Annotated in this window: 14 protein-coding genes and 2 pseudogenes; 8 read left to right on the forward strand and 8 right to left on the reverse strand. The window is 60.4% G+C overall.

Translation table 11 applies throughout. The features are described from left to right. On the forward strand, positions 1 to 570 hold a 570-nt coding region (locus FEM54_RS12995), incomplete at its 5' end, for a LysE family translocator (protein WP_138451232.1). A 3-nt stretch (positions 571 to 573) separates the two neighbouring features. Here FEM54_RS12995 and FEM54_RS13000 read toward each other — a convergent pair. Next, positions 574 to 1,230, reverse strand: coding sequence for an O-methyltransferase (locus FEM54_RS13000; protein WP_017138940.1), 657 nt, complete (start codon positions 1,228 to 1,230; stop codon positions 574 to 576). 111 nt (positions 1,231 to 1,341) lie between these two features. Between FEM54_RS13000 and FEM54_RS13005 the strand changes: the two genes are divergently transcribed. Continuing rightward, on the forward strand, positions 1,342 to 1,974 hold the full coding sequence (locus FEM54_RS13005) for a TetR/AcrR family transcriptional regulator (RefSeq protein WP_017138941.1): 633 nt from the start codon (positions 1,342 to 1,344) through the stop codon (positions 1,972 to 1,974). 265 nt (positions 1,975 to 2,239) lie between these two features. Beyond that, a complete protein-coding gene (locus tag FEM54_RS13010; protein ID WP_017138942.1) occupies positions 2,240 to 2,800 on the forward strand; it encodes a cysteine hydrolase family protein in 561 nt (186 codons plus the stop codon). Here FEM54_RS13010 and FEM54_RS13015 read toward each other — a convergent pair. Genes FEM54_RS13015 through FEM54_RS13025 form a run of 3 tightly spaced genes read right to left on the reverse strand, consistent with a single transcriptional unit; the run spans position 2,797 to position 4,113 of the window. Then, entirely contained in the window at positions 2,797 to 3,246 is a 450-nt protein-coding gene (locus tag FEM54_RS13015) for an NUDIX hydrolase (protein ID WP_138451234.1), read from the reverse strand. The genes FEM54_RS13010 and FEM54_RS13015 overlap by 4 nt on opposite strands. After that, positions 3,239 to 3,670, reverse strand: coding sequence for a bleomycin resistance protein (locus FEM54_RS13020; RefSeq protein ID WP_138451236.1), 432 nt, complete (start codon positions 3,668 to 3,670; stop codon positions 3,239 to 3,241). Before FEM54_RS13020 ends, FEM54_RS13015 begins: the two co-directional genes overlap by 8 nt. Further along, the gene (locus tag FEM54_RS13025) at positions 3,667 to 4,113 is read right to left on the reverse strand and encodes an HIT family protein (RefSeq protein ID WP_138451237.1); all 447 of its coding nucleotides are present in this window, start codon (positions 4,111 to 4,113) and stop codon (positions 3,667 to 3,669) included. The genes FEM54_RS13020 and FEM54_RS13025 overlap by 4 nt, the downstream gene beginning before the upstream one ends. 217 nt (positions 4,114 to 4,330) lie before the next feature. Here FEM54_RS13025 and FEM54_RS34645 point away from each other — a divergent pair. Further along, a pseudogene (locus tag FEM54_RS34645) lies at positions 4,331 to 4,750 on the forward strand (aspartate/glutamate racemase family protein); the annotation flags it as partial. 72 nt (positions 4,751 to 4,822) lie between these two features. Then, positions 4,823 to 5,038: pseudogene (locus FEM54_RS34325) on the forward strand (methyl-accepting chemotaxis protein); the annotation flags it as partial. A 57-nt stretch (positions 5,039 to 5,095) separates the two neighbouring features. Here the strand turns inward: FEM54_RS34325 and FEM54_RS13035 are convergent. Both FEM54_RS13035 and FEM54_RS13040 read right to left on the reverse strand, forming a co-directional pair. Beyond that, entirely contained in the window at positions 5,096 to 5,845 is a 750-nt protein-coding gene (locus tag FEM54_RS13035; protein WP_138451241.1) for a nucleotidyltransferase domain-containing protein, read from the reverse strand. Next, a complete protein-coding gene (locus tag FEM54_RS13040; RefSeq protein ID WP_017138948.1) occupies positions 5,842 to 6,321 on the reverse strand; it encodes a P-loop nucleotide/nucleoside kinase family protein in 480 nt (159 codons plus the stop codon). The genes FEM54_RS13035 and FEM54_RS13040 overlap by 4 nt, the downstream gene beginning before the upstream one ends. Positions 6,322 to 6,657: 336 nt before the next feature. Here FEM54_RS13040 and FEM54_RS13050 point away from each other — a divergent pair, with 336 nt between their 5' ends. Together FEM54_RS13050 and FEM54_RS13055 are read left to right on the forward strand one after the other, a co-directional pair. Then, positions 6,658 to 7,083, forward strand: coding sequence for a DUF2231 domain-containing protein (locus tag FEM54_RS13050; protein ID WP_138451243.1), 426 nt, complete (start codon positions 6,658 to 6,660; stop codon positions 7,081 to 7,083). Continuing rightward, positions 7,080 to 8,372: a PQQ-dependent sugar dehydrogenase gene (locus FEM54_RS13055; RefSeq protein WP_138451245.1), complete on the forward strand. Its 1,293-nt coding sequence runs from the start codon at positions 7,080 to 7,082 to the stop codon at positions 8,370 to 8,372. Before FEM54_RS13050 ends, FEM54_RS13055 begins: the two co-directional genes overlap by 4 nt. Positions 8,373 to 8,403: 31 nt before the next feature. On the opposite strand, the gene FEM54_RS13060 is transcribed toward FEM54_RS13055, so the two are convergent. Both FEM54_RS13060 and FEM54_RS13065 read right to left on the reverse strand, forming a co-directional pair. Then, positions 8,404 to 9,807: an MFS transporter gene (locus tag FEM54_RS13060; RefSeq protein WP_138451247.1), complete on the reverse strand. Its 1,404-nt coding sequence runs from the start codon at positions 9,805 to 9,807 to the stop codon at positions 8,404 to 8,406. A gap of 143 nt (positions 9,808 to 9,950) precedes the next feature. Then, positions 9,951 to 10,481: a GNAT family N-acetyltransferase gene (locus FEM54_RS13065; protein ID WP_138451249.1), complete on the reverse strand. Its 531-nt coding sequence runs from the start codon at positions 10,479 to 10,481 to the stop codon at positions 9,951 to 9,953. A 153-nt stretch (positions 10,482 to 10,634) separates the two neighbouring features. Between FEM54_RS13065 and proP the strand changes: the two genes are divergently transcribed. After that, on the forward strand, positions 10,635 to 11,467 hold an 833-nt coding region (proP, locus tag FEM54_RS13070; protein ID WP_138451252.1), incomplete at its 3' end, for a glycine betaine/L-proline transporter ProP.

Here is an 11,467-nt window from a genome sequence, read left to right on the forward strand (position 1 = left end):
ACGCTCACGCCGGGGCTGGATACCGCGCTGGTGCTACGCACCGCCACAGTCGAAGGAAAACGCCAGGCGCTGCACGCCACCTTCGGCATCAACGCCGGTTGCTTGCTGTGGGGCGCGGCCGTGGCGTTTGGCCTGGGCGCTTTGATTGCAGTGTCGGAGCTGGCGTACAACCTGCTCAAATATTGCGGCGCGGCTTATCTCGCGTGGCTGGGCCTGAACATGTTGGTGCGCCCACGCCGCTCACTGTCACCCGCCAAAGCCGAGGGCAAACCGGGCGGCAACTGGTTCCTCAAGGGCATGCTGGGCAATGTGCTGAACCCCAAAGTGGGCATCTTCTACGTGTCCTTCCTGCCGCAATTCATCCCCCAAGGCCAGCCGCTGATTGCCTGGACCTTTGGCCTGGTCAGCATTCATGTGCTGCTGGGCCTGCTGTGGTCACTGCTGCTGATTGGCGCCACCCGGCCGCTGTCCGGTTTCCTGCGCAGGGAAAAGGTGATCCGGTGGATGGACCGCACCACCGGCATGATCTTCGTGTTGTTCGCCGCGCGCTTGGCATTGAGCAAGCGCTGAACCTTAGCCGAGGCGGATCGACAGTTCGATATCATCGGCAAACGGCACCGACAGATAGCCGTTCCCAGGTTCGCGCACGTGCGCCAGGTATTCAGGGCAGTAGTTGGTGTTGTCAGCCACCACCAGCGCGCCCGGCCGCAGGTGCTTCTCTACCAGGTTCAACACATCGCCATACAGCGACTTGGCGCCATCGAGCAGCAGCAGGTCGACCGTTTGCGGCAGGTTTGCAGCCAATGAGACCAGCGCGTCGCCTTCACGTACCTCGATCAGGTCGCTGACGCCGCCTTCGATGAAATGTTCGCGCGCCAGGGCAATCTTTGACGGTTCGAATTCGCTGCCGATCAACACGCCGCCGCCGTTGTCGCGCAGTGCGGCAGCCAGGAACAAGGTGGACAACCCGAACGAGGTGCCGAACTCGACAATAGCTTTTGCATGGCTGCTGCGGGCCAGCATATAGAGCAGGTTGCCGGTGTCACGCGAGACGGGCAGCCACAGATCCTTGAGCATCGTGTAAAGCTCAAGGTACTCGGTTTTGCTGTGCATCAGGCGGTTGCGCTCTTGCGGCGACACAGTGTCGATGAGCGGGCTGGTCGCCGCATTGGCTTGGGCGTAGAGGCGTTCGATCAGGGCTGCAAGAGGCGCGGTGGTCAGGGTGGTCATGATTGATTTCCGTCGAAGGGGGACTAAGATGCGATTAATTCGTCGCATTAAAAGTATGCGAGTGATTCATCGCCTTCGCTATTCGCGTTCGCCCAGCGCTCGGAGCCCGAAATGACCACCCGCCAGACTCCCCGTATTGCCTCGCGCAAACAGCCACAACAGGCACGCTCGACCGAGTTGGTAGCGGCGATTCTCGAAGCCGCTATTCAGGTTTTGGCCAAGGAAGGCGCTACGCGTTTCACCACCGCGCGGGTCGCGGAAAAAGCCGGCGTGAGTGTCGGCTCGGTGTATCAATATTTCCCCAACAAGGCCGCGATCCTGTTTCGGCTGCAAAGTGATGAATGGCAGCAGACCACCCAAATGCTGCGCGACATCCTCGAACAAACCGAAATAGCACCGCTGACCCGCCTGCGTACCTTGGTGCATGCATTTATCCATTCCGAGTGCGAGGAGGCGCTGATGCGCGGTGCGCTGCACGACGCGGCGCCGCTGTACCGCGATGCGCCGGAAGCGGAGCAAGTGCGCGCGGCCGGCCGGCAAGCCTTTGAGACATTCATGCATGAGTTGCTGCCCGAGGTGCCCGACGCAACCCGCGCACTGGCGTGTGACCTGATCCGCAGCACGCTGGGTTGCGTGGGCAAGGACTTTTCCTTCAGCCCGCGCACCGCTGCCGAAATCGAGGTGTATGCCGATGGCATGGCCGCTATGTTCAGTGCTTATGTGAATACACTCAATCGGCCCTGATTGCTTACGAAGCCGTAGCGGAAGGTTCACACGGCGATTGAAGGCACCAGCGCTCGATGGGAGTATCGGCGACTGTGGGAGCTGGCTTGCCTGCGATGGCGATGGGTCAGTCACCGATGTATGCACGGATAGACCGCTATCGCAGGCAAGCCAGCTCCCACTTTGGATCGATGTGCATCGTGCAAATGAGCTTCGAACAATAGACCTGTTTAAGCACGCCCAATCGCTGCTATGTTTCGCGCCTGATCCAGCTAAAGGATGTGCCATGGAACCGCTAGCCACAAACGCCGCGTTGTTGATCATCGACATGCAGCAAGGCATGAATGACCCCACGCTGGGGCGCCGCAATAACCCCGACGCCGAGGTGCAGATACAGCACCTGCAGCGTGCATGGCGGCAGTCCAATCGCCCCGTGGTGCATGTGCGGCACATGTCCCGCAGCGAAGGCTCGGTGTTTTGGCCGGGCCAACCGGGCTGTGAGTTCCAGCCGGCACTGGCACCGCTCAAGCATGAGCATGTGGTGGAAAAAAACGTCCCGGATGCGTTCGCCGCCACCGGCCTGGAGCGTTGGCTGCATGTGCGTGGGATCCGGCAATTGGTGATCGTTGGGGTGATCACCAACAACTCTGTCGAGTCTACGGCGCGCTCCGGCGGCAACCTGGGTTTTGAGGTAACAGTGGCGGCGGACGCCTGCTACACCTTTGATCAAGCCGATTTATCGGGCCGCCTCTGGCCTGCCGAGGATGTGCATGCACTGTCGCTGAGCAACCTGGCGATGGATTACGCCAGGGTCACAGCCACTGCCGATATCCTGGCCATGCTTTAAAAAACGCCTGCCTGCGCGAGCATGTCGATAAGCCCTTCTGGCCATACCGTGTCTGCCGTCGAATGCAGCTCCTCGGTGGACCACCAATGGTGATCCGCCATGACCTGGGCTTCTTGCACTGTCCATTCGTCTCGCGACAGGTGCTCGTTTTGCGCCTGCACAACAAAGTACTGCTCAATGGCCAACACCGTTTCACCACTGGGTAGCATCAGCTCAAATCGGCGATCTGCTACCGGCGCTTGTACGTCACTGACCACAATGCCGGTCTCTTCGCGCAGCTCACGGATCGCAGCGGTGTGAAAGGTTTCCCCGGCTTCAACACCGCCGCCGGGCGTCGCCCAGTAATTCCTGCCGGCCAGTGCCCCGTCCTTGTGGACGAACCGGAACAGCAGCACTTTTCGAGCCGGGCTGATCACCAAAAGGCGTGCCGCCTTGCGCTCACGCATTGTCTCTCGTCCTTTCACCAAGCCGCTCTACCAGTCTTACCAGATAACCATCCGGGTCCTGTACCAGAAACTCGCGCTGCCCAACCTCGACCTCGCCTGCCCGGTACCACACGTCTTTGCAGGCCTTGAACACGGGATAGGCCGCCCTCTCCAGCCGTTGAATAACCGGATGTACCGCCACGACCTCAATTTGCAGGTTCATGCCGCGCCCGAACGGCCGTTCCAACGCCCCCGTGAGCCATTGACTGGCGAGTGGGTCGACTTGTTCAAGCATCACCTGGGCGCCGTCCAGGTCAAGATACGCGAAGCCGTCTTCCAGGCGCTGATAAGCCACCGTGAACCCCAGACAACCGACCCAGAACTCAAGGCTGCAGTTCAGGTCGGTCACCATCAATTCCGGGACCAGATTATTTCTATGCATCATCCAGCTTCCATGGCGGATTTGAGTAACTGCGCGATCGTGTTGCGCAACTCACCGTGTTGATCTTCAGCGTAAGGTATGGCGGTTTTCCAGTCGTAGAACCACACCGGCATCTTGCGTTTGTCCTCCGGCTCCGAGGCGTAACGCGGGAAAATATGGCAATGCAACTCCGGTTCCGAGTTGCCCAGAATCTCGTAGTTCATGCGCAGGGCACCGGTAGCCGCCAGCACGGCATCGCCAAGGCGCGCCATATCGAGCAGGTAGATTGCACGCGCCTCGGCATCCAGATCATTGAGGCTGGCAACCACCGGGTCGGGCAACAACAAACAATAGCCCGGCAAGAACTGCACATCGCCCATCACCGCCCAGCCTGAGGCCATGCGGCAAATAACCTTATCGTTGGCGCCGTTGCGGGCCAGCGCTACACGTTCCGTGATCAGTGGCATGCATTGTCCTTAATGAGAAGATGTCGACGGCATCTTAACTGTGATAACACTGTGGGGCTCAGCACTTCCAACCTGGCGACCGCCTATGCGAATCACCTGCCTTCATACCGCAGCCAGCAACATTGCCGTCTTCGACGCAGCCGCACAAGCACTGGGAATCGCACCCGCCGTTTTGCAGCATGAAGTGCGTACCGACCTTCTGGCTGCGGCGGAAGAAATGGGTAATCTCACGCCTGAAATTGCGGCCTCAACCGCCAACGCATTACTTTCACTCGCTCAGCACGCCGACGTCGTAGTGCTCACCTGCTCGACGTTGGGGCCATCGGTTGATGAGCTTGACGAGTGTACCCAGTCATCCATCCTCAGGGCGGACCAAGCCCTCGCTCTCACAGCCGTTCAAGCAGGCGGCAAGGTTGTGGTGTTATGCGCCGTCGAAACCACCCTCGCCCCCACCTCGAGCCTGTTCCACCGCGCAGCGTTGCACTCAGACGCAACCGTTGACGTGCAGCTGGTTCCAGGCGCCTGGGCGCTGTTCAAGGCGGGCGATATTGATGGCTACCTGTCGACCATCGCCAAAGCGGCCGATCAGGCCTATATCGATGGCGCATCCGTGATTGCGCTGGCTCAGGCCTCCATGGGCGGGGCCGCTGTTCTCGTGACGGCAGGGCCAGCGCCGCTGACCAGCGCGACCGCCGGCCTGAAGGCGGCCTTGATGGTAAACGAGATCCGCGACCAGAACCTGCAGATTTCCGCCGCCGCCGAGGAACAACACAGCGTGGCCGAAGAGATCAACCGCCATATCCAGCAGATCTATGACGAGGCAAGGTTGGTGGAGAGCCTGGCCAATGCTGCGCAGGATGATTCGGGGCGGTTATCGAGCCTGTCGCAGGAGCTGAATGGCTTGGTGGGGCGTTTTAAATCCTGATGTGCGCAGCGTAGGTAAAGTGAGCCTGAGTGCCAAATTACCTATCTATACCTGCTGTCAAACCATCCAGTCGATAAAGGTTTGCAGTCGCACGCTGAAGGGCTCGCCCACGGCACTCGGGTTTCGCGCCTCGAACAGGAAATACGCGATCTGGATGCGCATCGCGGGGTGATGCTGTACGAACAAGGCAACGTGCTCTTCGAGGGTGTACGGCCAGGGCGCGTCGGGGCCGCGCAATATGTTGGTCGCTCGAATCAGCTTGCGAGCCGCTTCGCGTTGCAGCCGCAGGCGCTCGGTTGGGGTATTGGCCTGATGGATGAGGTTGAGATAGCCGCTCAACACGGATTCAAAATCACCATTCAACGCCAGGGCGATTTCGCGCGAAGGCAGGAAGCGTTCAAAGCGCAGCGAAAGATCCTCGCCCCACACACAACGGCAATGATGCTTGAGCCAGAAACCCCATTTATTTGCGTTTTCGGGCGCCAGTACTTCGGCGCGGTGGCCGATATCGAAGTCAATCTTGGTGACCACCGGGTGGCGTTGCTCCAGCGCCTGGCGCAGCGTTTCCAAGTGTGCCAATACCTGTGCATCCGGCGGTTCGAGCAGAATCAGGCTAAGGTCCAGGTCCGATTCGCCTGGGTTTGCTTCGCCCCTGGCGACACTGCCATACACATAAATGCCGTCCAGCCCGGACTGGGAGAGGCTGGCGATGACATCCGCCAGCAGCGGCTCAAACTCAGGCTGGAAGGCGGCATTGCCCAGCGTCAGCACACAGCCCTGGGCATCCACACCGGTCACCGTACTCATGGGTGATGCACCTCGATCACCAGGCCTTCCGCCTCACTCGGCACACAGAAATGGCGGGTGATCAGGTCAAACTCGGCGTCGGTGGCGGCGAAATCATGCTCGCCCTGGGCATTGCGCGCCTGTAAACGGCTGCGGCAGGTGGCGTCATCCAGCTCCAGATAGTGCAGGCAGTGCGGCGCTTGCGCAGCCTGAGCCAAGCTCAGCAGCCACTCGCGATTAGCCAGCGTATTGGCTGGGAAGTCCAACACCACGTTGATGCCCGATTGCAGCACGTTGATCACCAACGGCCCGAGCACACCTCGAATACGCTGGGCGCAGCTCACGTAATCGGCAATCGAGAGGACTTCGCCTGGGTAAAGTGTGGCGAGCCAATGGTCTTCGCTCAACAGGATGGCGGCGTGTTCAGCGGCCAAAGTGTTGGCCAGGGTGGATTTGCCGGAGGCGATCTTGCCGCACAGCAGGTGCAGGGTTGGCATGGACAGGGTTCCTTTTGTCAGGCCCTGAAGCATGCCAGTTTTCAGGCATCTGCATAATGACTGCTTCTCTGTGGGAGCTGGCTTGTCGAATCGTCGCACCGCTGCGACAGCATCACACGCTTTGGCGGCACTGAAGACCCGGGTAGCCGTCGCACGCTGGTGCGCGGTGGCGTGACGCTGGAAGAGGTGCGCTATGTGTGGACCCGTTGAGGCGCTGTCAAACCCTGAAATAATATTTCGACACGAATTGCGCTGAACTATCCGCCAGGCTCTACGCTCCTTCCCTATGCGCTGCCCCGCCCCGGGGCGTTGGATAAAACAAGGAGCCGCGACCCCATGACCACCCTTCCCGCCTACCCACTCGTCAGGCCTGGCCCGCTGCACTCGACCCTGTTGGCCGGCACCGTGCCGCTGTTTCTCGGTGCGTTGCTCAGTGACATCGCCTACGGCCAGACCTATCAGATCCAATGGGCCAACTTCGCGTCCTGGCTGATCGCCGGTGCCTTGGTGTTTTGTGGCTTTGCATTGTTGTTCGCGCTGGTCAACCTGGTGCGCGCCGAGCATAAAGGCGGACGCCCCGCCGCGTACTTCCTGCTGTTACTGATCACCTGGGGACTCGGGCTGGTCAACGCCTTCCAGCATGCCAAGGACGCCTACGCCATGATGCCTGTGGGCCTGGTACTGTCGGTGATCGTGACGGTTCTGGCGATTGTTGCCACATGGGTCGGCCTGACCAACCTGCGCTCGGGAGCTGCCAAATGAACCCACTCAATACGCTGACCTTACTGAGCGCAGCGCTGTTGCTGAGCGCGTGTGGCGACGCCGGCGACAAAACCCAGGCACGCGGTCCCGATCCCAAACTGCCCGAGCAACAAAGCAGCCTGCTGCCGAGCATGAAGATTGCCGAGCCGACACCCTGGGGCGAGCAAAAACCCACGGTGCCGCAAGGCTACAGCGTCACGGCCATCGCCACCGACCTGGCCATTCCTCGGCAAACCCTGGTGCTGCCCAATGGCGATATCCTCGTCGCCGAAGGCCGTGGCGGCAGTGCGGCCAAGCTCAAGCCCAAGGATGTAATCGCCAGCGTGATCAAGGCTCAGGGCAACACCAAGGTCAAGGGTGGCAACCGCATCACGTTGCTGCGCGATGCCGACGGTGACGGCAACTACGAGCTCAAGACCGTGTTTGCCGACAACCTCAACGCGCCCTATGGCCTGGCTTTCGCCGACGGCAAGCTGTACGTGGCCAACCAGGATGCCCTGGTGCGCTTCGACTATACCGACGGCCAGACCCAAGCCAGCGGCGCGCCGACCAAAATCACCGACCTGCCGGCGCAGATCAACCATCACTGGACCAAATCCCTGGCCGTCAGCGAAGACGGGCGCCAGCTCTATGTGGGCATCGGCTCCAACAGCAACATCACCGAGCGCGGCATGGAAGTGGAAATCGACCGCGCCATGGTCTGGCAGATCGACGCAGCCAGCGGCGCGCGCAAGCCCTATGCCACCGGCCTGCGCAATCCGACCGCACTGACCATTCAGCCGGGCTCGGGGCAATTGTGGACGGTGGTCAACGAACGCGATGAACTCGGCCCCGACCTGGTGCCGGACTACCTCACCTCAGTGCGCGAAGGCGCCTTCTACGGCTGGCCCTACAGCTACTGGGGCCAGAACGTCGACCCCCGCGCGCAACCGCAGAACCCACTGAAAGTGGCGGCCGCGATCAAGCCGGATTACAGCCTGGGCTCCCATGTTGCGGCACTCGGCGTGGATTTTTCGATACCGGCCATGGGTGAACAATTCGCCGACGGCGTGTTTGTCGGCGAACACGGCAGCTGGAACCGCGACAACCCGGTGGGCTACAAGGTGATCTTCGTACCGTTCAGCAACGGCAAGCCGGCTGGCGAACCGATTGATTTCGCCACCGGTTTCCGTGGCGACGACGGCAAGACCCGTGGCCGCCCGGTGGGCGTGACGGTCGACCCCAAAGGGGCGCTGATCATTGCTGACGACTTGGCCAACACCGTTTGGCGGGTGACGCGCAATCGGTAACCGCCGTTGAACCTCGCCACAGGGGACGGGTTTACAGGTCAGTGATTTCCTTATGCCGCGGCACCAGCGCTTTCATCACGCTCCACGCCACGAGGTAGGCCAGGGCACAGATCGCAAACATGATCATATAGCCGGTGTGAATGTCGTTGATGGACTTGTAGTAGTCGAACACCCAGCCACCGATCTTGGTCATCACTACACCGCCCAGGCCGCCCGCCATACCGCCGATGCCGACCACCGATGCCACGGTTTTTTGCGGGAACATATCCGACACGGTAGTGAAAATGTTGCACGACCACGCCTGGTGCGCCGAGGCGCCCACGCCGATCAACAACACCGGCACCCAGAAGCTCAGGTAACCGAACGGTTGCGCCAACAGCACCACCAGAGGGAACAGCGCGATCACCAGCATGGCTTTCATGCGGCCGTCATACGGGGCATCACCGCGCGCCATAAAGTAGCTGGGGAACCAGCCGCCGCCGATACTGCCGACCATGGTCATGCTGTACAGCACGGCCAACGGCATCACGATATCCGCGCCTTTCATGTTGTATTGCGCCGACAGGTACGTGGGCAGCCAGAACAGGAAAAACCACCACACGCCGTCGGTCATGAACTTGCCGAAGGCGAACGCCCAGGTCTGGCGGTAGGTCAGCAGCTTGAACCACGAGACTTTTTTCGGCGTCGCCCCCACAGGCTCAGGCGCGAAAGGCTGTACGGTCTGGTCACTGCGAATGTAGGCGAGTTCTTCGGCGGACAAGCGCTTTTGCTGCTCCGGTTTCTCATAGAGCATCGACCACACCGCCACCCACACAAACCCGAGCATGCCGATCACGATAAACGCGGCTTCCCAGCCCCACATGCCGGCAATCAGCGGCACACAGATCGGCGCGAGGATTGCACCCACGTTGGCGCCGGAGTTGAAGATGCCGGTGGCCAGGGAGCGTTCTTTTTTCGGGAAATATTCCGCAGTAGCCTTGATCGCGATGGGGAAGTTGCCCGCCTCGCCAATCGCCAGCACGGCGCGGGAGAGCATAAAGCCAGCAATCGATACCGGAATCACCGCCAGGCCGATGGCGGCGCTGAGCGAGGCAATCCCCGCGCCCATCGGCACCGAGAACGCATGCATGATCGCGCCGGTGGACCAGATGGCAATCGCCACCACATAGGCCGCCTTGGTGCCGATCTTGTCGACAAACCGCCCGGCAAACAGCATGGCAATCGCATAAACGAACTGGAACACCGCAGCGATGTTGGCGTAATCGGTGTTGCTCCAGCCAAATTGCGTCGACAGTTGCGGCGCCAAGAGGCTGAGCACCTGGCGGTCGAGGTAATTGACGGTGGTGGCAAAGAACAACATCGCGCAGATGGTCCAGCGATAGTTGCCGACTTCCTGGCCGACGCGGTGGGCGTTGATGGGCTCATTCAAATTCATGGCATCACTTTTTATTTTTGTTAGATAGGACATATGTAACGTCATATGTCGTCGTACAACTGCGACTTTTATAGCCGGGCGCCTTGGCGGTGTCAATCTGAAAGATTGCCGTTTCTTCAGGTATTACTTGGGCGTATAAACAATCAGTTCAAAGCGGTTGTAGGATGACAAACGCGAAACACCCGGCTAGGCGCCTTGCCCGGTACATCGTCGAGCAGGCCGAAGGGCTGCATGCCAAGCTTTTCCAACACACGGATCGAAGCCGCATGATCGGGTCGCACCAGGCCGAAAACCTCCGGCAGATTCAGTGTTTGGAAGGCCAGCGCCAGCGCATCCCGACCCAGCTCAGTGGCGTAGCCCTGCCCCCACGCCTCCACGGCGAAGCGATAACCCAGGTTGATGCGCCGCTCGGTCAGGTAATTAAGCGGCGCTATGCCGCCAAAGCCAATGAGGTGCCCAGGCCGCTCCTTACGGGCGATCGCCCACCAGCCATAACCCTGGGCGGCCCACTGTTCGAGCCAATGGTTGAGCACACGCTGGGCGTGCTCCAGGCTGGCCATCGGCCCTGCAGGGTTGAACATATTTGTCTGCGGGTCACCGAAGATCGCGAACAATCGCTGCACATCGTTGGCTTCGGGCTTGCGGTAGATCAGGCGTGAGAGGGTGTCAGGCATGCGCATAATTCCTTGTTGATGCCATGAAGTTCAACGCATCAGCAAAAAAACGCAAATAGAGGTGAATTATTTCATGTCGGCTTGTATCTGAACTGACAGAGCGGTGCCATCGCAACGATGGCACCTCCCCTGTTCAGTTTTAGAGTGACCCGCATGAAATTACGTAAGAAAAGCGTCAAACCCATCGGTTTGAAAGACATCACCATCGTCGACGATACCAAGGTGCGCAAGGCGATCACCGCCGCCGCACTGGGTAACGCCATGGAGTGGTTCGACTTTGGTGTCTACGGGTTCGTCGCCTATGTGCTCGGCAAGGTGTTCTTCCCCGACGCCTCGCCCAGCGTACAAATGATCGCTGCCTTGGGTACCTTCTCCGTGCCCTTCCTGATTCGCCCGCTGGGCGGCCTGTTCTTCGGTGCCCTGGGTGACAAATACGGGCGGCAGAAAGTATTGGCCGCCACCATCGTGATCATGTCCCTGAGCACCTTCGCCATCGGCCTGATCCCCGGCTACGCCTCGATAGGCATCTGGGCGCCGATCCTGCTGCTGTTGTGCAAAATGGCCCAGGGCTTCTCGGTGGGCGGTGAATACACCGGCGCCTCGATCTTTGTCGCCGAATATGCGCCGGACCGTAAACGCGGGTTCCTTGGCAGTTGGCTGGACTTCGGCTCCATCGCCGGTTTTGTGCTCGGTGCCGGCGTCGTGGTACTGATCTCGACGATCCTCGGTGAAGCCGACTTCGAGGCCTGGGGCTGGCGCCTGCCGTTCTTCCTCGCCCTGCCCCTGGGCATCATCGGCCTGTACCTGCGTCACGCGCTGGAAGAAACCCCGGCCTTCCAGCAGCACATGGACAAGCTCGAACAAGGCGACCGCCAGGGCCTGACCCACGGCCCCAAAGTCTCGTTCAAGGAAGTCGCGACCCAGCATTGGCGCAGCCTGCTGACCTGCATCGGTATCGTCGCGGCCACCAACGTGACGTACTACAT

It is taken from the genome of Pseudomonas edaphica (genome assembly GCF_005863185.1).
Classification (GTDB): Bacteria; Pseudomonadota; Gammaproteobacteria; order Pseudomonadales; family Pseudomonadaceae; genus Aquipseudomonas; species Aquipseudomonas edaphica.